Annotated in this window: 20 protein-coding genes and 1 pseudogene; 20 read left to right on the top strand and 1 reads right to left on the bottom strand. The window is 38.2% G+C overall.

The annotated features are described in order from the left end of the window. Positions 1–107 precede the first annotated feature (107 nt). From IGI37_RS14405 to IGI37_RS14395, 3 genes and pseudogenes are all read left to right on the top strand, one after another. Positions 108–1,040, top strand: a pseudogene (locus IGI37_RS14405) (Gfo/Idh/MocA family protein); the annotation flags it as partial. A gap of 39 nt (positions 1,041–1,079) precedes the next feature. Next, positions 1,080–1,580, top strand: coding sequence for a GNAT family N-acetyltransferase (locus IGI37_RS14400; protein WP_438763660.1), 501 nt, complete (start codon positions 1,080–1,082; stop codon positions 1,578–1,580). 103 nt (positions 1,581–1,683) lie between these two features. Continuing rightward, positions 1,684–1,998: a hypothetical protein gene (locus tag IGI37_RS14395; protein ID WP_438763659.1), complete on the top strand. Its 315-nt coding sequence runs from the start codon at positions 1,684–1,686 to the stop codon at positions 1,996–1,998. 190 nt (positions 1,999–2,188) lie between these two features. On the opposite strand, the gene IGI37_RS14390 is transcribed toward IGI37_RS14395, so the two are convergent. Next, on the bottom strand, positions 2,189–2,953 hold the full coding sequence (locus tag IGI37_RS14390) for a DeoR/GlpR family DNA-binding transcription regulator (RefSeq protein WP_438762761.1): 765 nt from the start codon (positions 2,951–2,953) through the stop codon (positions 2,189–2,191). Between the two features lie 191 nt (positions 2,954–3,144). Between IGI37_RS14390 and ulaG the strand changes: the two genes are divergently transcribed. The 17 genes from ulaG (at position 3,145) to IGI37_RS14305 (ending at position 21,332) form a co-directional block, all read left to right on the top strand. Further along, complete coding sequence (ulaG, locus tag IGI37_RS14385) at positions 3,145–4,212, top strand: L-ascorbate 6-phosphate lactonase (RefSeq protein ID WP_438762760.1); 1,068 nt, start codon at positions 3,145–3,147, stop codon at positions 4,210–4,212. Between the two features lie 29 nt (positions 4,213–4,241). After that, the gene (locus IGI37_RS14380) at positions 4,242–4,703 is read left to right on the top strand and encodes a PTS sugar transporter subunit IIA (RefSeq protein ID WP_438762759.1); all 462 of its coding nucleotides are present in this window, start codon (positions 4,242–4,244) and stop codon (positions 4,701–4,703) included. 11 nt (positions 4,704–4,714) lie between these two features. Beyond that, the gene (locus IGI37_RS14375; protein ID WP_438762758.1) at positions 4,715–6,202 is read left to right on the top strand and encodes a PTS ascorbate transporter subunit IIC; all 1,488 of its coding nucleotides are present in this window, start codon (positions 4,715–4,717) and stop codon (positions 6,200–6,202) included. Between the two features lie 72 nt (positions 6,203–6,274). Then, positions 6,275–6,574, top strand: coding sequence for a PTS sugar transporter subunit IIB (locus tag IGI37_RS14370; protein ID WP_438762757.1), 300 nt, complete (start codon positions 6,275–6,277; stop codon positions 6,572–6,574). A gap of 50 nt (positions 6,575–6,624) precedes the next feature. Next, the gene (locus IGI37_RS14365; RefSeq protein ID WP_438762756.1) at positions 6,625–7,266 is read left to right on the top strand and encodes a 3-keto-L-gulonate-6-phosphate decarboxylase UlaD; all 642 of its coding nucleotides are present in this window, start codon (positions 6,625–6,627) and stop codon (positions 7,264–7,266) included. Further along, positions 7,267–8,127, top strand: a complete 861-nt coding sequence (locus IGI37_RS14360) for an L-ribulose-5-phosphate 3-epimerase (protein WP_438762755.1) — start codon at positions 7,267–7,269, stop codon at positions 8,125–8,127. Further along, entirely contained in the window at positions 8,117–8,830 is a 714-nt protein-coding gene (locus IGI37_RS14355) for an L-ribulose-5-phosphate 4-epimerase (RefSeq protein WP_438763658.1), read from the top strand. Before IGI37_RS14360 ends, IGI37_RS14355 begins: the two co-directional genes overlap by 11 nt. A 787-nt stretch (positions 8,831–9,617) precedes the next feature. After that, positions 9,618–10,892 carry a group II intron reverse transcriptase/maturase gene (ltrA, locus tag IGI37_RS14350; protein WP_438762754.1) on the top strand — a complete coding sequence of 425 codons (1,275 nt, stop codon included), beginning with the start codon at positions 9,618–9,620 and terminating at the stop codon, positions 10,890–10,892. A gap of 438 nt (positions 10,893–11,330) precedes the next feature. Further along, the gene (locus tag IGI37_RS14345; protein ID WP_438762753.1) at positions 11,331–12,641 is read left to right on the top strand and encodes a PTS sugar transporter subunit IIC; all 1,311 of its coding nucleotides are present in this window, start codon (positions 11,331–11,333) and stop codon (positions 12,639–12,641) included. Between the two features lie 56 nt (positions 12,642–12,697). Further along, a complete protein-coding gene (locus tag IGI37_RS14340; RefSeq protein ID WP_438762752.1) occupies positions 12,698–12,961 on the top strand; it encodes a hypothetical protein in 264 nt (87 codons plus the stop codon). Beyond that, positions 12,958–14,046, top strand: coding sequence for a DUF871 domain-containing protein (locus IGI37_RS14335; protein ID WP_438762751.1), 1,089 nt, complete (start codon positions 12,958–12,960; stop codon positions 14,044–14,046). Before IGI37_RS14340 ends, IGI37_RS14335 begins: the two co-directional genes overlap by 4 nt. A 22-nt stretch (positions 14,047–14,068) precedes the next feature. Next, positions 14,069–15,175: an amidohydrolase/deacetylase family metallohydrolase gene (locus IGI37_RS14330; RefSeq protein ID WP_438762750.1), complete on the top strand. Its 1,107-nt coding sequence runs from the start codon at positions 14,069–14,071 to the stop codon at positions 15,173–15,175. After that, positions 15,165–16,256 carry a DgaE family pyridoxal phosphate-dependent ammonia lyase gene (locus IGI37_RS14325; protein WP_438762749.1) on the top strand — a complete coding sequence of 364 codons (1,092 nt, stop codon included), beginning with the start codon at positions 15,165–15,167 and terminating at the stop codon, positions 16,254–16,256. The genes IGI37_RS14330 and IGI37_RS14325 overlap by 11 nt, the downstream gene beginning before the upstream one ends. A gap of 91 nt (positions 16,257–16,347) precedes the next feature. Further along, positions 16,348–17,088: a 2-dehydro-3-deoxy-phosphogluconate aldolase gene (dagF, locus tag IGI37_RS14320; RefSeq protein WP_438762748.1), complete on the top strand. Its 741-nt coding sequence runs from the start codon at positions 16,348–16,350 to the stop codon at positions 17,086–17,088. Between the two features lie 12 nt (positions 17,089–17,100). After that, a complete protein-coding gene (locus tag IGI37_RS14315) occupies positions 17,101–18,114 on the top strand; it encodes a sugar kinase (RefSeq protein WP_438762747.1) in 1,014 nt (337 codons plus the stop codon). A 420-nt stretch (positions 18,115–18,534) separates the two neighbouring features. Further along, positions 18,535–19,563 carry a zinc-ribbon domain-containing protein gene (locus IGI37_RS14310; RefSeq protein WP_438762746.1) on the top strand — a complete coding sequence of 343 codons (1,029 nt, stop codon included), beginning with the start codon at positions 18,535–18,537 and terminating at the stop codon, positions 19,561–19,563. 152 nt (positions 19,564–19,715) lie between these two features. Continuing rightward, the gene (locus tag IGI37_RS14305) at positions 19,716–21,332 is read left to right on the top strand and encodes a zinc ribbon domain-containing protein (protein WP_438762745.1); all 1,617 of its coding nucleotides are present in this window, start codon (positions 19,716–19,718) and stop codon (positions 21,330–21,332) included. The last annotated feature ends 348 nt before the right edge of the window (positions 21,333–21,680 follow it).

The following is a 21,680-nucleotide window of genomic DNA, read 5'->3' as shown; positions in this document are numbered from 1 at the left end:
AGTTGCATGAAATAAAAAGTTAGGTATACTAAAAAAGAGGTCCTGCTTTGCGATGAATAAAATCAAAGTAGAAATTTTAGAAATAGCTAAAATGGAGGAGTTGGAAGATGACCATTCGATATGGCATTATAAGTACAGCACAAATTGTTCCTCGATTTGTTGAAGGGGTGCGACAAAGTGATAAGGGTGTAGTCGCAGCTATTGCGTCTCGTTCAATAGACAAGGCTGAAAAGATGGCGCACGAATTATCAATTCCAAAAGCTTATGGAAGTTACGAAGCGCTTTGTCAGGATACAACCATTGATGTGGTATATATTGCTACCTACAATAAAGGACATTTTGAAGCCGCAAAGCTTGCATTAGAAATGGGCAAACACGTGCTATTAGAAAAACCGTTTACCTTAACGACTTCTGATGCCAAAATACTTTTTAGAGTCGCAGCAGAAAAGGACCTGTTTATTATGGAAGCGCAAAAGGCTGTTTTCTTACCGATTACTCAAAGAATCAAAGAAGCGCTTCAAAAGGAGATCATCGGCAAGGTGCATTACGTAAAAGCGGTCACTTCGTATCCCAAGATTGACCACCTGAGCTGGTTTTATTCTCTGGAAGCAGGCGGCGGGTTGTTACATGGTTCAGGTAGTTATCCAATCGAGTATTTAACGTATTTATTCGGTGATATAGCCGAGTCTAGCGGTGCGGCGACTTTTTCTGATGGTGTGGACGAGCAAGTCTCTCTTACTTTAAAATTTGAGCCGAATCGTTTGGCGGATCTTTTTCTAACGGTTAAACTGGATTTACCAAGTCAATTAATTATTTATGGTGAAAAAGGCCGAATAGAGGTTCCAAATTTCTGGAAGGCAAGAACAGCCGTCATTTATGATAATCAAGAAAAGGCACAGGCTATTTCTTCGGCGTTTACGAATGAGTTTGTATTTGAAGTCAACCATGTCAATAAGTGTGTAGAAAATGGCTGGCAAACAAGTCCGATTATGACAAAAGAAAGGACGCTTCAATCGGTTGAACTGGTCGAGTCGTTTTACAAAAAATGGTTTGAGAAAATCAAAGAGGGAGAGAGTTCGATGCAGCTTGAGAAACATGCAGTGAAAACAAACGATGAGGTTGACGCGTTATATGCAGTAATTAAAGAAATTTGGCCAGAGGTATTTACTCCGATTATTGGGGCGGATCAAGTGGCGTACATGTTGAGAACCTATCAATCTCCTGAAAATATACTGTCAGAGATAAAGCGAGGCGCCAATTACTTTGTCTTAAAGGAAGGAAACGTGTCAGTGGGTTATACAGCCTACGAGGTGAAAGAGGAAGCAGTTTATATAAGTAAGATATATTTGAATGATTCTGTGCGAGGAAAAGGCTATTCTTCTGCTTTGTTTGATTGGTATGAAGAAGTGGCACAAGAGAACCACAAAAATAAGCTTTATTTACGTGTCAATCAAGAAAACGCCCAGGCAATTGCTGTCTATGAGCATAAAGGCTTCATCAACAAAGGCGTTTTGGTTTCTCCAATCGGGGAAGGGTTTGAGATGACGGATTTTATCTTTGAAAAAGAAATCAGTCAGTAGCCATGAGGTTGGGACATAACTTATAAAGTCATGACCTTAAAAGAGTGATAGTAGCTGGGCATTACCTGGTGGTTGGGCGGATGTTGGTTTTTCTCCGGGTGAAATTGCGACAAAAGAAACCAAAGAAGAAGCAGGATTGACGGTTACGCCTAAACGGCTAATTAAGGTTGTCGATAAAGCCAAGCACGAATATCCGAAAAGTTTGGAATATGTGTATAAATTTTTTATCTACTGTGTCTGTGAAGCTGAGTCTGTTGCTCCTTTCTCTGGGCTTGAAACGAGTGCCGTCGCCTTTTACAAACGTGACGAGATCTCTTCAATAGAGGCGACTCTCTCTGTTGAAAGAAACACATTGGCCGATATTTACGAGGCCTTTGATTACTTTGAAAAACCGTGGAGCCACACCAAGTTTGACTGATTGTACAGAAAAGCATAAGAGAAAATAAACCCCAGATTGAATAGATGAACTGGTCGTGGAGGCTGATAAAGCTAGAATGCTCGTCCTCATTACAAAATAGAATACAAGCCAGAACAATGAAATTAACTCTTCAAATTTCATTGTTTTGGCTTATTTTGCGTATCCTATTATAAGACATGTTGGCTTACGATTAGCTGACTTGAATTACTTTTAAGCCGAGTTTTTTGATTTCTTTTAGTAGTTCAGGGGAGCAATATTTATCGGTGATTAAATAGTCAAACACGGAGATGTCGGCAATTTTAAACTTAGAGGTTCGTCCCATTTTTCGGTGATCGGCTACCAATATTTTATGTTTAACGGTGTGCTTAATCATTAATTCGTTAATCTTTGCTTCATTAAGAATTTTGGTTGTAATTCCATTCTCTATACTTACGCCACTACAACCGATAATACAAATATCAGAGTTCATTGACATAATCGTATTTGCTGCGATGTCACCAACGAGAACTTCTTTTGGAAAACGCAGTTCGCCACCAGTAACGATATAATTATAGTTCGCATTATGTGGTGTTGAGGCAATTTTTAGATTGTTTGTGACAATAGTCAAGTGCTCGGCCTTAAAATGATTGACCGCGCTCAAAGCTGTGGAGCTTGAATTAATAAAGACGGTGTCATAATCACTGACATAGGTGCTAGCGATACGAGCGATAGCCTGTTTAATCAACTCGGGACCGGACTGATCAAAGTCTCGTTGATTATTGTAGTTAAAAATACAATACCCATATTTGCGAATGATGTCGTTTTTTTCTTCTAAGATATTCAGATCACGACGAATTGTACTAATAGAGACCTCGAGTTTATCTGAGAGCTCTTGGGTGGTTAGTTGTTGATGTTTTTCGAGGACACCTAATATTTTTTGATGGCGGGCCTCGATGTTGGCAATTGAATTTTTCATGCGAAGGACTCCTTATAGTAAAGTTTTATGCTTGATTAGTTTTTATATGATTTATTATACAGGATACAAAATATAAACGTTCTGAAAAATCATATAAAGTTCAAACAATCATATAAAAGGGTTTTCATTGTGTTTTATTGACGTTATGATTTGGTTGTAAACGATAAATAAATCACAAAGGAGCAATTAATATGGCAAATACAGTGAACGAAGTTTCAAAAGAAAGTTGGATATTGTCAACATTTCCGGAATGGGGAACTTACTTAAATGAAGAGATTGAACAAACGATTGTAGAGGAAGGGACAGTTTCTATGTGGTGGTTAGGTTGTACCGGGATCTGGATTAAATCACATGAAAATACCAATATCCTGTGTGACTTATGGTGCGGAACGGGAAAAAGAAGTCATGGCGATGGACTGATGAAAAAAGGGCATCAAATGATGCGTATGAGTGGGGTCAAAAAAATGCAGCCCAATTTACGGACACAACCATTTGTTATTGATCCGTTTGAAGTCAAGAATGTAGATGCTTTAGTAGTGACGCATATCCATTCTGATCACTTAGATATCAATACGGCAGCGGCTGTTCACCAAAATTGCCCAGACGCCAAATTTATTGGTCCTAAGGAAGTGGTGGAAACATGGTTACGTTGGGGGATTCCTAAAGAAAAAACGATAATTGTGGCTCCTGGAGAAGAAGTCAAAATTAAAGACATCAATATTGTCGCATTAGAAGCGTTTGATAGAACAGCATTAGTTACTTGTGAAGATCCCGATATGGAACTAAAAGGAAAAATGCCGCAAGATATGAATTTAATCGCGGTGAACTATTTATTCGAAACGTCAGGTGGATCGATTTACCACGCAGGCGATTCTCATTACTCTAATATGTTTGCTAAACACGGGAATGAACACAAAATTGATGTTTGTCTAGGTGCTTATGGGGAAAACCCACGTGGTATCACGGATAAAGTGACATCTGTTGATATGCTACGAATGGCAGAATCATTAAATGCCAAAGTGGTTATTCCTGTTCATTATGATATCTGGGCTAACTTTATGGCAGACCCGAAAGAAATTACAGAAATTTGGAAATTTAAGAAGGATCGTTTGCAGTATCAATTTAAACCCTACATTTGGCAAGTTGGTGGCAAATTTACGTATCCAACAAATAAAGATGATTTGGAGTTTAATTTTTATCGTGGATTTGATGACGCGTTTACAGGAGAAAACGATACACCATTCCCATCGTTTCTATAAATTAATTTTTACAAGGAGGTAGAAGTAGGATGTTGCGCTATTTTTTAGAAAATGATCTGGTCTATTATTCTGAATCAGATAGCACAGATTGGAAAGAAGCAATACAAGAAAGCTGTACACAATTACTACAGAAACAAATCATTGATCAAACCTATGTCGATGAAATCATTCATTGTGTGAATGAGCATGGTCCTTATATTGTGATTGTTCCGGGTGTAGCAATGCCACACTCTTCTGAGGATAGTCAGGGTGTGTTTGGAACGGCGATTTCATTTACGAAAATGAAGCAGCCCATTATTTTTGATAGTGAGCAGCAAGAGGAAAAGTCAGCGAGCTTATTCTTCACCTTAGCAGCGAAAAATGCGGAAGAGCATATGCAAAACATTCAGAATCTATCGGAATTATTAATGACAGATGGGTTAATTGATGACCTACTTCAAACACAGTCAATAGAAGAATTTAAGACAGTTGGAAAAGAATACAATCTCTAGGAGGAGAAAAAATGGGTGAATTTTTGCTAAGTATTTGGACATATTTTGCAACAAACATTTTAACACAGCCTGCTTATTTAATCGGATTTATTGTATTACTGGGGTATATATTGTTACGACGTCCATTATATGAGTGTTTGGCAGGCTTCTTAAAGGCTACGGTAGGTTACTTTATTTTGTCCGTTGGTTCAGGAGGATTGGTTAACAATTTTCGGCCGATTTTGGTGGGCTTAAAAGAGCGTTTTAATCTAAATGCGATGGTTACTGACCCCTATTTTGGGCAAAATGCGGTTGATGCAGGCTTGAAGGAAACGTTTGGTCGAACGTTTGGGGATGTGATGATTCTATTATTAATCGCCTTTATTATGAATATTTTGTTAGTTCGTTTCCAAAAATATACGAAGCTTCGTGCCGTTTTTACAACAGGGAATGTTCAAATTCAACAAGCTGCTACAGCATTTTGGATTTTATTATTCTGTTTCCCAAGTTTGGGAAGAATTGAAGTACTTGTTTTTATGGGCTTAATTTTAGGTTGTTATTGGGCAGTGGCAAGTAATTTAACAGTAGGTATCACACAAGAGTTAACAGAGGGCGCGGGGTTTGCGGTCGCTCACCAACAGATGTTTGGGATTTTCATTTTTGCTAAGTTAGCAGAATTTATGAGAAAACGGGATCAGAAAAACCATAAATCAGAAAAAGCAGATAAGAAACTAGAGGATATGGAATTGCCAGGGTTTTTATCTATCTTTAATGAAAATATGGTTGCAACCTCCATATTAATGCTATTTTTCTTTGGAATCATTCTATTGGTATTAGGGCAGGATTACTTAATACAAGCAGGCTTTATGCAAGAGGGGCAAAGCTTCTTGTTTTACATTATGACGACTTCACTTAATTTTGCGGTTTATCTCGCTATCCTACAATTGGGCGTACGTACCTTTGTTGATGAATTAACACAGTCCTTCCAAGGGATATCCAATACAATTCTTCCAGGTGCTGTACCAGGAATCGACGTGGCAGCAACATTTGGGTTTGGTTCACCGAATGCAGTGACAATTGGTTTCTTGTTTGGAGCTTTAGGTCAGTTCTTGATGATTGCCTTACTAATTATCTTTAAATCACCAACAATTGTAATTGCTGGGTTCATTCCACTATTCTTTGATAATGCCGTTATCGCAGTATTTGCTAATAACCGAGGCGGGTTCAAAGCAGCATGTATCTTCCCGTTTTTATCAGGAATTATCCAAGTCGGTGGTTCAGCACTATTTGCGACATGGATTGGTCTTTCTCAATACGGCGGCTATTTAGGAATGTTCGACTGGGCAACTGCTTGGCCTCTATTCACTGTTATCATGAAATTCTTGGGTTATGTAGGTGTGGCGGTTGTTGTCATCGGCTTACTTATTATCCCTCAATTACAATATCGCAAAAATCCAGAAGGTTACTTTATGATTGTTGACGATTATGAAGAATATGCTGAAAAATTTTTAAATAAATAAAAAAAATGAGTGTAAATGAAATAAAAAATCTTATTGACTGAAAAAAAATAGAGAGTATCGGAGGAATTACAAATGAGAATTTTAGTATCTTGTGCAAATGGTTCTGGAACCAGCTTAATGATGATGAGAAGTGTTGAAAAAGCGATGAAGGAATTGGGCGTCAAAATCACAAAAATTCATCACTGTGCAATTTCTGAAGGGGAAAGCTCAGCTAGCCAGTATGAAGTTGTCTTTACACCAATGAACTTTTTATCGATGTTTGCTCAAGCAGAGAAAAAAGGAGTCACGGTCATTGGTATTCGTAATGTGATGTCAGCTAAAGAGATTGAAGAAAAATTTGCTGAGTCAGAGCTCTACAAAAAAATGAAATAACGGTACTGAATCTGTGTTATCAAAAACAACTAATAAAAGGAATGAATAGAATGGGAATCCCTAAATTACAAATTGCATTGGATCATAATGATTTGGAGCATGCTTTATCAGACGCGGTAAAGGTTGGTCATATTGTTGATATTATTGAGGTTGGTACTATCCTTTGTCTGCAGGAAGGGCAAAAAGCGATAAGTTGTTTGCGTAGTCTGTTTCCAGATAAGTTAATGGTTGCAGATACGAAATGTGCAGATGCTGGGGGAACGGTGGCTAAAAATGTTGCAGATGCTGGAGCTGATTTTATGACTGTCATCTGTTGTGCGACAATTCCAACCATGGAAGCTGCAAAAAAAGAAGTCAAAGAATTGCAGGTTGAGCTTTATGGCGATTGGACGTTCGAGCAAGCGCAACAGTGGTTAGATATCGGGGTTAAGCAAGCGATTTATCACCAAAGTAGAGATGCTTTATTATCTGGTGAGACTTGGGGTGAAAAAGACTTGAATAAAGTCAAAAAGCTGATTGACATGGGCTTTAATGTCTCCGTAACGGGTGGTCTAGATGTAGGTACACTTTCGTTATTTGAAGGAATTGACGTCTATACATTTATTACCGGAAGAGGAATTTCAGGTGCTGCTGAACCAGAAAAAGCAGCGCAAGCGTTTAAAGATGAAATTCAGCGGATATGGGGTGAGTAAATGGCCCAAATAGGAATTTATGAAAAAGCATTACCTAAAGATATCTCTTGGGCAGAACGTTTCCGTCTGGTCAAAGAATTAGGCTTTGACTTTATTGAATTATCGATTGATGAGACGGATGAGCGAATTAGTCGCTTAGATTGGACTAAAGAAGAAATCCGCCAAGTTCGCGAGGTTATGTTTGAAGCAGATACTCGGATTCAATCAATTTGCTTAAGTGCTCATAGACGCTTTCCATTTGGTTCAGTAAATGCTGAAACACGCGAAGAAGCAGATGAGATCATGAGAAAGGCAATTATTTTAGCCCATCAGTTAGGCGTTAAGATTATTCAAATTGCTGGTTATGATGTCTATTATGAAAAAAAATCTGTGACGAGTCGTGAAGGATTTATTGAAGGATTAAAAAAAGGTGTGAAATTGGCCTCAACATATGGGATTATTCTCTCAATAGAAATTATGGATGATCCTTTTATGAACTCTATTCAAAAATTTGTCCAAATAAAACAACAGATTCATTCACCTTATCTGCAGGTCTACCCTGATTTGGGTAATCTTTCAGCCTGGCCTGAGAATAATCCAGCCAATGAACTCGAGTTAGGGATTGATTGTATTACTTCGATCCATTTAAAGGATACTTATCCTGTGACGGGTGAATCTGCAGGTCAGTTCCGAGATGTTCCTTTTGGCGAAGGCTGTGTTGACTTTTTGGGCATGCTGAAAAGTCTCAAGCGTTTAGAGTATGATGGCACTTTTTTGATTGAGATGTGGAGTGAAACAAGTCCTGAGTTTAGACAAGAGATTCAGCAAGCAAAGGCGTATCTATATCCTAAATTATTGGAGGCGGGTTATGATGTCAAATGAGCAAATAATTGCTGCAATGAAAGCACGTGTCTTTGAAGCGAACCTTATCTTACCCAAGTTAGGATTAGTCAAATTGACATGGGGAAATGTCAGTGAAATCAATCGCGAATTGGGCATTATTGTGATAAAACCAAGTGGGGTTGATTATGAAAAGATGACCCAAGAACAAATGGTCGTAACGGATTTGAATGGGCAGGTTTTGGAAAAAGAAAGCCTTCAACCGTCATCAGATTTAGCGACCCATGTCGTTTTATATAACGAGATGCCAAGTATTGGTTCAATCGTTCATACACACTCAACACACGCAGTAATGTGGGCTCAGGCTGGTCGAGCACTACCAGCTTATGGAACCACTCATGCAGATACCTTTTATGGCCCCGTTCCTTGTACACGACAGCTGACAAAAAAAGAAGTTGAGGAAGCTTATGAAGTGCATACAGGAAATGTGATTGTGGAACGATTTACAGAAAATAAACTAGATCCTGAAGCAGTGCCTGCCGTCTTAGTCTATGGCCATGGTCCATTTACATGGGGTGAGACACCAAACAAGGCAGTGCAGAACAGTTTGGTACTTGAGGAAGTCTGTAAAATGGCGAGCGAGACGGAGAAGCTAACTCCAGAGGTTGAACCAATTCCTCAGTTTTTATTAGATAAACATTATTTTCGTAAACATGGCGAAACGGCTTATTATGGGCAAAAATAAACAAAGGATTCAAATAGATTTTGAGAAAAACTAGTGTATTTCTTTGAACTGTGTTAAACTACTATTTATGCGACGGGTCGAGATGGTTTCGTATTCTTTTAGATGCGACAACCAGATTGATTTAGCGGAGGCCACGACGCGAGTCACCTACCGGATGTAGGGGGTCGGATGAAGACTTTTGTGGAGAAGGTTTTATCTATTTGAGCAATTGAATACCGCACAAACACCAACGAGAAATCGTTGGTGTTTTTTTTTGGTGCGCCAGGCATGGCAATTAGCTAGGTGGTGAAAGTCCACTGCGAGGGTACACATCGACCAATCGCTAGAGAAACGCAAGGTGGCATTCGTGAGGATGTGGCTGAAGGAAGCGTGTATCAAATTCTTGGCTCGACGAACAGAAATCTGATACCAAGGCTCGGTAAGTGGATAAGGTTCCCAAACAAACCAAAGTCCAAAAGATGTGCGTAAACTTATCGGGTAGATCAGACGAGTAAAAGAGGAAAGTTAGTTGTCTTACCCTGGGAGGTCTCACGGACGATTGAGGAGTCCCCTAATAAGAAAATCGGTCGAAAAAGGTTTATCGTGAGAAGTCAGCCGAGGTCATAGTAGTGAAAGGTTTTTTTTTTTTTTTTTTTCATGAAGGACCGAACAACTTATAGTGTTTCTACACCACGAATGCGCGGAAGAGTTAGTTCTGAATGTGTTAATGATGAAAGTATGAGCGTATCTCAAAGGATAGTCAAAAGAGAACGATTTTTCGTTACGTGAAAGGAAGGCAGAAACGAGTATGGAACTTTTAGAACAAATACTGAGTAATCAGAACATGAACCAAGCCTACAAACGTGTTTACCGTAATAAAGGGGCAAGCGGAATAGATGGTATTACGGTTGAAAAATTGAAGACCTATCTTCGGGAACACAAAGAAGAACTTCGCTCCCAAATTCGTCAACGTAAATATAAGCCACAGCCAACTTTACGAGTTGAAATCCCAAAGGAAAATGGGAAAATGCGTCAATTAGGTATTCCAACAGTAGTGGATAGAGTTATCCAACAGGCGATTAGTCAAATCATCACCCCGTTATTTGAAAGACAATTCAGTGAGTATAGTTATGATTTTCGCCCAAACCGTAGTTGTGAAATGGCGATTATTCAAGCATTGGACTATATGAATAACGGATATGATTGGTTAGTGGATATTGACTTAGAACGGTTCTTTGATACCGTCCATCATGATAAACTAATGCGAATTGTTTCGTTCACAATAGAAGATGGAGATGTTATATCCCTTATTCGGAAGTATCTAGTAAGTGGCGTAATGAAGAATGGAAACTATGAAGATACCCTTATAGGTACACCGCAAGGAGGAAATCTCAGCCCATTGTTGAGTAACATTATGTTAAATGAACTAGATAAAGAACTAGAATCAAGAGGTCTCCATTTTGCTCGCTATGCAGATGATAGTGTGATTTTTGTCAAAAGTGAAAAGTCAGCGCAGCGAGTACTAGAGTCAGTGACGACGTTCATTGAAAAGAGATTAGGATTGATTGTCAATGCAGAGAAAAGCAAGATAAGCCGTCCAAATCAAACCAAGTTTTTAGGTTTTGGCTTTTATTTTGACAGTCATACAAAAAGCTATCAACCAAGACCACATAAGGACTCTATTCAGAAATTTCAACGGAAATTACGTCAGCTAACAAAAAGGAACAGAAGTATTTCTCTTGATGAACGGATTGTGAAACTCAAACAAGTGATTTATGGTTGGATAAACTATTTTCGCAAAGCGAAAATGAAAGGGAGACTCACGGAAATAGACGCGAAACTTCGTTCAAGGATACGAGTCATTATCTGGAAGCAGTGGAAGAATAATAGGAAAAGAATCCGTTCTTTGATTCAGTTAGGAATACCAGAAGAAGAGGCAAAAGGCTTAACGTATTGTCGAAAGGGGTATCGGTTTATTGGCTTATCGAAAGTTGTTCATAGAGCGTTATCCACTAAACGACTAAAGCAAAGAGGAATTCCCTCTGCATTAAGTTATTATCTAAAAGTGCACACTGCAATATAAGTTGAACCGCCGTATGCCGAACGGCTTGTACGGTGGTGTGAGAGGGGTGAAAAGTTAATTAACTTTTCCCTCTACTCGATCATTAAAGAAAGGATAATCTTTTGGATGGTAGAAAGTTTTTTCACAATAAATTTCCTGACACTTTTCAGGTTTCTGTTTGGTTTATTTTCAAAAATCTAAAGTTTTCATAATAGGTATTTTTTGTTTTAGAAAACACATTAAGTAGAACAACCGAATTTTCAGAAAGCACAAGTTTACGGAAGGAATGTTTTAGTCCACTGATTTGAGCCAGATTATCGCTCATTATTGTAGACTATTTCTTTAAATAGACAACAAATGAACTTCATCTTAATCGTTTACATTATAATGTTAGTATGTTATATTTATTTTGCATTCATTGATAAAATAAAAGATTACGAATAAATGGAGGGACACAAAATGAATGGATTTGTAGGAGTCATCGAGCAAAAGATCATGCCGTTGGCGAATAAGATTGGCTCACAACGTCATATGACAGCAATAAGAAAAGGGATTATCGCAACGATGCCACTGACAATTGTCGGCTCATTCTTTACAATTTTATTAAATATTCCGATTGAATCAGTTGCAGCAATCATTGAACCCTATAGAGAAGTCTTAGATATTCCGTTTCGTTATACAGTTGGGATTTTAGCATTATATGCAACGTTTGGGATTGCCTCTTCTCTAGCAAAAAGTTACAAATTGGATTCATTAACTGCAGGGATTTTAGCACTGATGGCTTTCTTAGTGACCGCAGCACCCCCACTTCGCGTGTTTAAAGATGTTGAGAATATTGTTGCTGCTGGACGTTATATGAACATTGCTAATCTAGGTTCAGGATCATTGTTTGGTTCTATTGTGACAGCTATTATTTCAGTTGAAATTTATCGACTATTTATCGTAAAAAATATTACGATTAAAATGCCTGAGGGGGTACCACCGGAAGTTTCAAATTCATTTATTGCTTTAATTCCTGGTGCCGCTATTTTAATTTTATTTTGGGTGATTCGCCACATGTTAGGCTTTGATATTAATGGGTTCTTAAGTCAGATCTTAATGCCGTTAAAAGACGTGTTGGCTGGAAATAGCTTGTTTGGAGGATTATTAACAGTCTTCTTAATTTGTTTCTTCTGGGTACTTGGGATACACGGGCCTGCTATCATGGGACCGGTCATTCGTCCATTTTGGGATATGTCAATTGCAGAAAATATGGACGCCTTCCAAAATAATGTCAGCGCATTTGATATGCCAAACATTTTTACTGAACAATTCTTACAATGGTTTATCTGGATTGGTGGAGCAGGAACAACTCTTGCTTTAGTAGTCTTAATGATGTTCTCAAAATCAGAGTACCTAAAAAGTTTAGGTCGCTTGTCATTTTTACCTGGGATTTTTAATATTAATGAACCAGTTATTTTTGGGGCACCGATTGTTATGAACCCAGTATTAGGGATTCCCTTTATCGTAGCACCATTAATTACAACAACCATCTCTTATTTCTTAACGATTACAGGTGTGGTACCAATGATGGTGGCACGTTTAGGATTTGCAATGCCATCACCAATCGCGGCTTGGATGAGTACAAACTGGAGTGTTCCAGCGGCTATCTTGGTAATCTTTAACTTTGTTTTGACTTTAGGAATTTACTACCCATTCTTTAAAGTGTTTGAAAAACAACAGTTACAAAAAGAACATGAAGAAAAACAAGCAGAAGCAGCTACAAAATAATATAATAAAAAGGTAGAGGAGGGTGAAATGAACCTTCCTCTTTGGTGAATTCTATGATGAGCTTTATCTATTATATTGGGTTGTTTTTTATTTGCCAGATCTTGGTAGAGAAAAAAATGTTGCCTGAGAAAATTTTAGCTATGCGCTTACGATATGTTTTATTGTTCTCATTAGTGGCGATTGCTTTAGCGATGGTTTTGGGGCAATTAATTGGCATCGGTGTGTATGCGACAGCTACAGTGACGGTGATAGCAAGTTCCATCATTGCCGGGAAATATCGTTCGAAATTTGAAGACATGGAAAGAGGGAAACGTGTATGAAACGTCAATTAGGAGTCTCAGTTTATCCAGACCATAGTGATATAAACAAAGACAAGGCTTATTTGAAAAAAGCGAGTGAGTGTGGGTTTAGCCGCATCTTTATGAGTATGCTTGAAGTAACAGAAGGAACAGAAGTCGTAAAAGCTAAATTTAAAGAATTAATTTCATATGCAAAAGGGCTAGGATTTGAAACCATTTTAGATGTTGCCCCTAATATCTTTGACGAGCTACAAATTTCCTATGACGATATGACCTTCTTCCATGAAGTTGGCGCAGATGGCATTCGTTTAGATGTCGGTTTTGATGGCAATAAAGAGGCGATGCTGACCTTTAATCCGTTTGGCTTGGCTGTCGAATTAAATATGAGTAATGATGTGGCTTATCTAGATAATATTTTGACGTACCAAGCGAATAAACCGTTTCTTTACGGCTGTCATAATTTTTATCCGCAAGAAGGAACAGCTCTACCTTATGACTTTTTTGAAAGCTGTAGTATTCGGTTTAAAAAAGAAGGACTACGTACGGCAGCCTTTGTTTCTTCACAGACAGGAACGGTGGGACCATGGGATGTCAATGATGGTTTACCAACATTAGAAGCCCATCGTCATTTGGCGGTTGATGTGGCCACAAAACACTTATTTGCGACGGGTTTGATTGATGATGTCATCATTGGCAATGCTTATGCGTCAGATGAAGAATTAGAAAAAATGGGTGCATTGAATCGTTATCAGACTGAGCTTGCGGTTGAATTTGTTGATGATGTGAATGAGGTGGAAAAGGCGATTGTTCTGAATGAGCAGCATTTCCGTCGAGGGGATATTACTCATCAAGTGGTTCGTTCAACTGAGGTCCGAAAAAAATATAAAAATGAAGCCAATCAGCCACACAATAATCATCAAGAATTTCAAGTAGGAGACATTGTGATTGGAAATGATACTTTTGGGAAATATAAAAATGAACTACAAATTGTTTTAGAGCCACACACTGATGATAGAAAAAACAAAGTGGGGCAAGTGACCGAGACTGAGAGAATTCTATTACCATTTATTAAGCCGTGGACTAAATTTAAATTTTCCGCAAAGTAAGATGAGAAAAGTAGGGATGAAAATGTTAGATTTACTTATCAAAGAGGCAAGACTAATTGATGGGACTAAACTCGAAATTGGTGTGAGGGATCAGAAAATAGTCGCAGTTGAAGAAAAAATCACAGAGGATGCAAAACAGACAATCGTTTTAGACCCAGATGTCTTTCTTTCGGCGGGGTGGATTGACGATCATGTTCATTGTTTTGAAAAAATGAATCTTTACTATGACTACCCTGATCAAATTGGCGTTGAAAAAGGCGTGACATCGGTGATTGATGCTGGAACAACTGGGGCAGAAAATATTCATGAATTTTATGAGTTAGCACAACAAGCAAAAACGAATGTTTATGCGTTGGTTAATATTTCAAAATGGGGTATCGTAGAACAAGATGAGTTAGCCGATTTGTCTAAAGTCAAAGAAGCGCTTGTCAGAAAAGTCTTGCAGTCATTACCGGATTTTATTGTGGGTATTAAAGCACGTATGAGTAAAACCGTCATCGGTGATAATGGGATTACTCCGTTAGAGATGGCCAAAAAAATTCAAGCAGACAATCAACACCTCCCATTGATGGTTCATGTGGGATCTGCGCCACCAGAATTAGAAGAAATTTTGTCGGTAATGGAAAAAGGAGATGTCCTGACACATTGTTTTAATGGAAAAGTGAATGGAATCTTGGACCAAGAAACAGATAAAATTAAGTCCTTCGTTTGGGATGCTTACAATAAAGGAGTTATCTTTGATATTGGTCATGGGACGGATAGCTTTAATTTCCATGTTGCACAAAAGGCATTACAAGAAGGGTTGCAGGCTAGGTCTATCAGTACTGATATCTATATTCGCAACCGTATGAACGGGCCTGTTTATGATATGGCGACAACGTTAGAAAAATTATTTGTTGTTGGCTATTCATGGGCAGAAATCATCAATAAAATAACTGAAGCACCAGCGCAGAATTTTGGTCTTCGAAATAAAGGAAAAGTCCAAGTGGGTTATGATGCTGACTTTACGTTGTTTAAGATTGAGGAGAAGGAAAAAGAGTTAACAGATTCTAACGGTTATACTCGTATGACTAATCAACAAATTACACCAGTAAAAACAATTATTGGAGGAATCGTTTATGACAATTAGTTATGAAAAGTTTGGGCTAAAGGAAGTCATTAATGCTTCCGGACGAATGACGATTTTAGGTGTTTCAAAGGTTTCTGAAGCAGTTCTAAAGGCACAACAGTTCGGTGGGGAACACTTTTTTGAGATGGCTGATTTGAGTGAGAAAACAGGGGCGTATATCGCCAATCTATTAAAGGTGGAGGATGCCCAAATCGTCTCTTCAGCTTCAGCCGGGATTGCCCAAAGTGTGGCGGCTGTGATTGGACAAGGCAGTCTTTTTCATGCCTATCATCCGTACACGGAAAAAATAACCGCGCGGGAAATTCTTTTACCAAAAGGCCACAATGTTGACTATGGGACGCCGGTTGAAGTAATGGTTCAACAAGGTGGCGGTCAAGTGGTCGAAGCAGGGTATGCTAATATGTGTTCAGCAGAACATGTGGAGATGATGATTACTGATCAAACTGCAGCAATCTTGTACATTAAGAGCCACCACACGGTTCAAAAAAGTATGTTAACGGTGAAAGAAGCGGCGGCGGTTGCTAAGAGCCATCAGCTGCCACTGATTGTGGATGCAGCAGCGGAAGAAGATTTGTTTAAATACGTAGCTGAGGGTGCTGATTTGGTGATTTATTCGGGTGCCAAAGCAATTGAAGGACCAAGTGCGGGCCTTGTAATTGGCAAGAAAACTTTGATTGAGTGGGTTCGTCTGCAAGGAAAAGGTATTGGTCGGGCGATGAAGATTGGGAAAGACAATATTCTAGGCTTTACCCAAGCGATTGAAGACTATCTGGCAAAGGGCAGTGAATCAGGGGTGTCAATGAAAACTCGCTTAGTCCCTTTTATTGAGGGTCTCAATAAGATTAAAGGACTTACAGCTCAAGTGGTTCAAGATGGTGCGGGGCGTGATATTTATCGCGGCAGTGTTCAGGTGACGGGTGAAAAATCAGCCAAGGAAGTCATCGCTGAATTAAAAGAGAAGAACCCAGCTGTCTATACGCGTGAATATCAAGCGAATAATGGGATTATTGAGTTTGATATCCGTTCTGTTAATGAAGAGGAAATGAATAAAATCGTCCAACGATTGAAAGAAATTATGTAGGCGTTTGGTAAGGTTTACTAGATGAGTACGAATAAAACTATCGCTCATGGGAACCAATAGACTAACAAGAACAATGAAGGAGAGAAAATTTATGTCATTAACACCCAATTATTTAGAGGATCGAATCTGTTTGAACGTTTTAGCGAATTCTGTAGAAAATGCGAAGGCTTGTTACGAAGCGGCAGAAGGACACGTAGTCTTAGGTGTCCTTTCAAAAAATTATGCGACAGATGAAGCGGCGATTGAAGACATGAAACGTTATCAAGAAGCAACAAACAATGCCTTGTCTGTTGGACTAGGCGCGGGAGATCCGAACCAAAGTCAAATGGTGTCTCGTCTGTCAGGTGTGTTGCAGCCACAACATGTGAACCAAGTGTTCACAGGAGTGGGAACTTCTCGTGCGTTATTAGGTCAAGACGAGTCGATCATTAACGGCTTGGTCTCACCAACTGGAAAAGTCGGGATTGTAAATATTGCGACAGGGCCACTAAGCTCAGGCGCCCCAACAGGAGAAGTCCCTATTGAAACAGCTATCAAGTTGTTAAAGGATATGGGCGGCAGCTCGATTAAGTACTTCCCGATGAAGGGGTTGGCCCACAAAGAAGAATATAAAGCCGTCGCAGAAGCTTGTGCGAAGTATGATTTTTATTTGGAGCCAACAGGAGGCATCGATTTGGAGAACTTTGAAGAAATCGTTCAAATCGCCGTAGATGCTGGCGTCAAAAAAATTATTCCTCATGTGTATAGCTCGGTTATCGATAATCAAACAGGCGATACCAAGGTTGAAGACGTCAAGAAATTAGTCGAAATGATGAAAAATACGTTAAAATAAAGAGGGATGTCAATGAAGGTCGCTGCTTTCGGTGAAGTGATGCTTCGCCTTACACCACCAGAGTTTTTATTACTGGAACAAGCCCGTTCCTTACGAATGGAGTATACGGGAACCGGCGTTAACATCATGAGTAACTTAGCACATTTTGAGGTAGATAGTTATCTTGTTACGACGCTTCCTGACAATCGAATTGGGGATGCTGCCAGAGCTAGTCTTCGTCAATTGGGTATCAAGGATTCATTTATTCAACAAAAACATCAGCATATGGGGACGTATTTTGCCGAGATGGGTTACGGTATGCGCCCCACCCAAGTGACCTATCAAAATCGTCATAGTAGTTCATTTGGTCAAACTGATGACAAAGATTATGATTTCACAGAGTTATTGAAGACAGTTGATTTGGTGCATATTTGCGGCATCTCATTGAGTTTGACGGATGAAACAAGACGTGCAGCGCAAGCTCTAGCCAAACAAGCTTTTGAGCAAGGAGTTAAGGTTTGTTTTGACTTCAATTTTCGTCCTAGCTTGAATACGGAGAAAAACAAAGTCCAACTGATGAAAGAACAATATGAAACCATCTTACCCTATTGTTCAATCGTTTTTGGAAGTATCCGAGATTTGACTGATTTGTTAAAATTGCCAGTGAATGAGCAGCTTGAAAAAGGACAACAAGAGAGAGAATTGATTCAGCGGTTTATCAAACACTATGATTTGGAATTGTTTGCTGGAACAAAAAGACAACAGATTAACATGGTTAAAGAAATGACAGGCTTGCTTTATACAAAGACTCAAGTGATTGAATCAACTCCTAAGCAATTGAACGTTTTAGATCGAATTGGAACCGGGGATGCTTATGCAGCAGGTTTACTGTTAGGCTACTGTGAAAACTGGACACTTGATGAAACGGTGGAATTTGCGACAGTTAATGCGGCAATCGCCCACACGATACAAGGCGATGTACCCTTAACGACAAAGGAACAAATTCGACAAATCATGGAGAATCCTACCATCGATTTGATTCGCTAAATAAAAAAGACGCCAAGCCAAAAGCGATTAGTTAGGAGTCTTTAATTCAAAAGTATGTGGCCTGTGTAGAGGTTGTTGAGAGCGAAGATGGAGATGCTTTTGGCCTACCGTTTATTTTTCTTTAAAGCGTGAGGTTGGGACAGAACTTTACAAGTTTATGTCTCAACTTCATGCTTGTTTTTTTCTTCATCAAATAGTGTGGTTGAGAAAAAATAATCCTCTTTAGAATTATCAAAAGCTTATAGAATTTTTAGTAAAAATGACTATTCATATGAATGAGTAGAGAAATATCTTAAGAAAATGAGTATTTAAACAAAACTGTCACAAAAAATTTAAAAAAATAGTGCAAGTCAACTGAAAATACGGTATTGTTATAACGATGAACATTATTATTAAATGACAGAAATATAGGAGGTAGACATGAAGTATTGTGCGGAATGTGGGAAAGAAATTAAAGTCGATGTCAAATTTTGTCCATTTTGTGGTGCGCCACAAAAATTAAGCGAGACAGAGGAACAGCCTCAACAAGAGTCTGTGAATTTATCAAGTTCTGAGACGGAACCAAAAGAAAAGGTGCAGGAATTAGAACCGGTAAAAACATCGACACAAAACCAGCAGGGAGACCAATCAACACAGATAGCTGAATCAGAAGAGGTCGTTAACACGGCTCAAGAGCCTCCCTTACAAAATAAATCTGAACAAGCACCTGAGACAATAAGTGAACCTATACAGGCAGTATCAAACCAACAGTCAGAACAGACTAATTCTGGCAATTCAGGGTTCTCAGCAGAACAATTAAAAAATAATGAGACAGTTCAGCAATTATCTAAAAATGGAAAAAATTATTTAAATTATTTAAATCAAAATGTGAAGGAACCAAAAATCGGCCAGGTAGAAACTAATTGGTTTGGCTTAATCAACTTTATTTTGATTTCTTTATTCAGTAGCTTAGCTATTAGCCATGCATTTTCACCAATCTTCCATTATACATCAACAAAGGCTTCAGCCTTCCCATATGCTATCCACATTTTCTTATGGATTGGATTGAGTTTATTGGGTGGCGTTCTTGTCTTGTATCTCGTCGGAACGAAGATTTATAAACGTTCGATGAGTTTTCTCGAAGCATTTGATTATATCTATGCACCAAACAGTCTCTCTGTTTATATCAGTTTATTTACTTTTGTACTTTCATTTTTACTCAAAGGTGATTCACAGCTTTTCTATCTATTCTTTATCGCTTCATTTGTTTTGATTAATATTACAAATGCGATTTGTTTATGGGAGTTATCTATTGATAAAAATCAAAAAAACAAATTTTATATCGTTGTTTTATCAATCGTTGTTGGGTTGATAATTTCAGTTTTTGTTGCTAGAATATTTGGAGAAATCATTGTAAAAGATTTTACTACAAATAATCCGTTTATGAACCTCTTTGGTGGCAGATTCTAAGAGAGTATAAAAAAGGACAACACCAAACAATCACTTTTGGGTTGTCCTATTTTTTTCGAGAAAAATTGGGTATAATATACTAGGTAAAATTATGGGGAGTTCCCAAGCGGCGAGTGAAATAAGGCATGTTTTGGGCTATTGGAGGAAATTTTATGAAATTGTGTAAAAATTGTGGACATGAAAATGTCGAAGAATCAAAATTTTGCGAAAACTGTGGATCGGTTTTAGAAACAAGTGAAACAGAAACATCCGTTAACAAGGTGACGCAAGAAGTACCAGAAGATCTCGCGGAAAACGAAGAAGTTTTGGCGAATAAGACAAGTGAATCGACGCCTGCAGAAGAAGCTAGTTCACCAGAAACTGTGGAAACAACAGAGCCAGAAACAGCGGATCAAGTCGAGGCTGATGTGACAGTAACGCCAACAGAAACAGCCAAAGAATCTGGGGAAGATATGCAGGACTCAAAAGCGATAAATTCGCAAGAACAATCAAACCAAGAGACACCGACACCGGCTAAGAAAGGTTCTCTTTCTAAAAAGCAAATCACTATAGGCGCAGTTGTCGTGATTATTTTAGTTGCTTTATTTGGAGGGTATAAGTATGGTAGCTCTATCTATACATCTGAAAACCAAATCGACGCTTTCGTGCAAGCAATTACCGACAAAGATAGTAAAAAAGTCGTTCAGATGATGACAACAGATGATGATCATCTAGATTTAACTGAAAAGAACGTGAAGCCACTAATCAAGTATTTTACTGAGAATAAAAAAGCATTGGCTGAAATGAAAAAAGACATGAAAAAAAATTTACGGACATATAATCTTGAAATAAAAAAATCTGGCAAGAAATTTTTAGTTTTTGATGATTATAAGGTTGAGGTTTATCCTGTCTATCCAGAGGTTTCGACTAATCAAAAAGGAACAATTATTTCCGTTAATGATGAGAAGTACACGACGACAAAAGAAGACAGCTTCGATGAGGAGCTTGGACCCTTTGTACCGGGAGTATATAAATTTAGTGCAGCTTCTGAAAAGCTGACCGAATCAAGCGAAAGCAATGAGAAAACTTACAATCTGTTTAATTCGGAAGATACAGAGATTGATCTAACCTTTTCTGTGATGATTATCCCGATTGAGTCAAATATTAAAGATGCCAAAATTTTAGTTGATGGAAAAGAAGCAGGTAAACTGAAGGATGGTGAGGGAACAGTTGGCCCTCTTGTCTGGCATGATGGCTTAACGATTCAATTAACAAGCGGTGAAGGAAAAGACCAAATCACCACTGAGGAATATGAAGTAGAAGAATGGGAGTACACTGAAGACTCTGAGGATGACTATCCAGTTTCTCTTGATTTTGATGTTGTGGATATGTATAAGCTTGAAATTGCAATTGATAGTTTTTATTCTGATATTCAAGATGCTGTTATTGAATCAAACAAATATGACAAAGAGTCATTGGGCGAATATTTCAAAGATGGCACTAAAAATGCTAGCTTTAAAGCGATTGATGAGTATATCACGTCTTCAAGAGAAAAGAATAAGAAAAAGGAATTCGATGGTGTGTGGTTCTACCAAGAAATAACCGATATGGCTCCTTTAGAAAAAGATCAATATAAGATTGACTATGAAGTAACCTATTTTATTAATGGTGATGAAGATAACGTTACGTATAAATACACGGGTGTAAAAGTGACGGCTTTTACTGATGAAAACGGGAAACTCAACTTTGAGTTTATTGATTTAGGTGATGGTGGAAAAATAGTGAAGTAATCATTATAGTGAGTACCAACTAAAAAGTGATTCAAGAGTCATTTTCTAATAATGAATTGAAGTAATTTAATCTAGAAACTAAAAAAGGCGAACAAGCACCAAATCATTTACTTGAGAAAGCGGGATAGTTTTCTCATTCAGAGTAAATATTTGGTGTTTGGTGGTCTTTTTTTATAAAATAATCTTTTAATATTTAGAGACTAGGAAATAAAAGTAGTTAAAAAAGACGTGTCATCTGCATTGGAATCTCCTCATATTAATGATAAACTAAAAAATATAGTTACTATTTATAGAATCAGCAAATGTAACCTACACATAGCAGATTTATAGAAGAGAATTTGAGTGAAT

The organism is Enterococcus sp. AZ194 (genome assembly GCF_051713825.1).
In the GTDB taxonomy this organism is placed as follows: domain Bacteria; phylum Bacillota; class Bacilli; order Lactobacillales; family Enterococcaceae; genus Enterococcus_K.
This window is presented reverse-complemented; position numbering and strand designations above follow the sequence as displayed.

Coding starts and splice junctions, on each gene's coding strand:
- IGI37_RS14400 (WP_438763660.1), top strand. CDS start 1,080: ATGCAGCTTGAGAAACATGCAGTGAAAACAAACGATGAGGTTGACGCG.
- IGI37_RS14390 (WP_438762761.1), bottom strand. CDS start 2,953: ATGAAAAATTCAATTGCCAACATCGAGGCCCGCCATCAAAAAATATTA.
- ulaG (WP_438762760.1), top strand. CDS start 3,145: ATGGCAAATACAGTGAACGAAGTTTCAAAAGAAAGTTGGATATTGTCA.
- IGI37_RS14380 (WP_438762759.1), top strand. CDS start 4,242: ATGTTGCGCTATTTTTTAGAAAATGATCTGGTCTATTATTCTGAATCA.
- IGI37_RS14375 (WP_438762758.1), top strand. CDS start 4,715: ATGGGTGAATTTTTGCTAAGTATTTGGACATATTTTGCAACAAACATT.
- IGI37_RS14370 (WP_438762757.1), top strand. CDS start 6,275: ATGAGAATTTTAGTATCTTGTGCAAATGGTTCTGGAACCAGCTTAATG.
- IGI37_RS14365 (WP_438762756.1), top strand. CDS start 6,625: ATGGGAATCCCTAAATTACAAATTGCATTGGATCATAATGATTTGGAG.
- IGI37_RS14360 (WP_438762755.1), top strand. CDS start 7,267: ATGGCCCAAATAGGAATTTATGAAAAAGCATTACCTAAAGATATCTCT.
- IGI37_RS14355 (WP_438763658.1), top strand. CDS start 8,117: ATGTCAAATGAGCAAATAATTGCTGCAATGAAAGCACGTGTCTTTGAA.
- ltrA (WP_438762754.1), top strand. CDS start 9,618: ATGGAACTTTTAGAACAAATACTGAGTAATCAGAACATGAACCAAGCC.
- IGI37_RS14345 (WP_438762753.1), top strand. CDS start 11,331: ATGAATGGATTTGTAGGAGTCATCGAGCAAAAGATCATGCCGTTGGCG.
- IGI37_RS14340 (WP_438762752.1), top strand. CDS start 12,698: ATGAGCTTTATCTATTATATTGGGTTGTTTTTTATTTGCCAGATCTTG.
- IGI37_RS14335 (WP_438762751.1), top strand. CDS start 12,958: ATGAAACGTCAATTAGGAGTCTCAGTTTATCCAGACCATAGTGATATA.
- IGI37_RS14330 (WP_438762750.1), top strand. CDS start 14,069: ATGTTAGATTTACTTATCAAAGAGGCAAGACTAATTGATGGGACTAAA.
- IGI37_RS14325 (WP_438762749.1), top strand. CDS start 15,165: ATGACAATTAGTTATGAAAAGTTTGGGCTAAAGGAAGTCATTAATGCT.
- dagF (WP_438762748.1), top strand. CDS start 16,348: ATGTCATTAACACCCAATTATTTAGAGGATCGAATCTGTTTGAACGTT.
- IGI37_RS14315 (WP_438762747.1), top strand. CDS start 17,101: ATGAAGGTCGCTGCTTTCGGTGAAGTGATGCTTCGCCTTACACCACCA.
- IGI37_RS14310 (WP_438762746.1), top strand. CDS start 18,535: ATGAAGTATTGTGCGGAATGTGGGAAAGAAATTAAAGTCGATGTCAAA.
- IGI37_RS14305 (WP_438762745.1), top strand. CDS start 19,716: ATGAAATTGTGTAAAAATTGTGGACATGAAAATGTCGAAGAATCAAAA.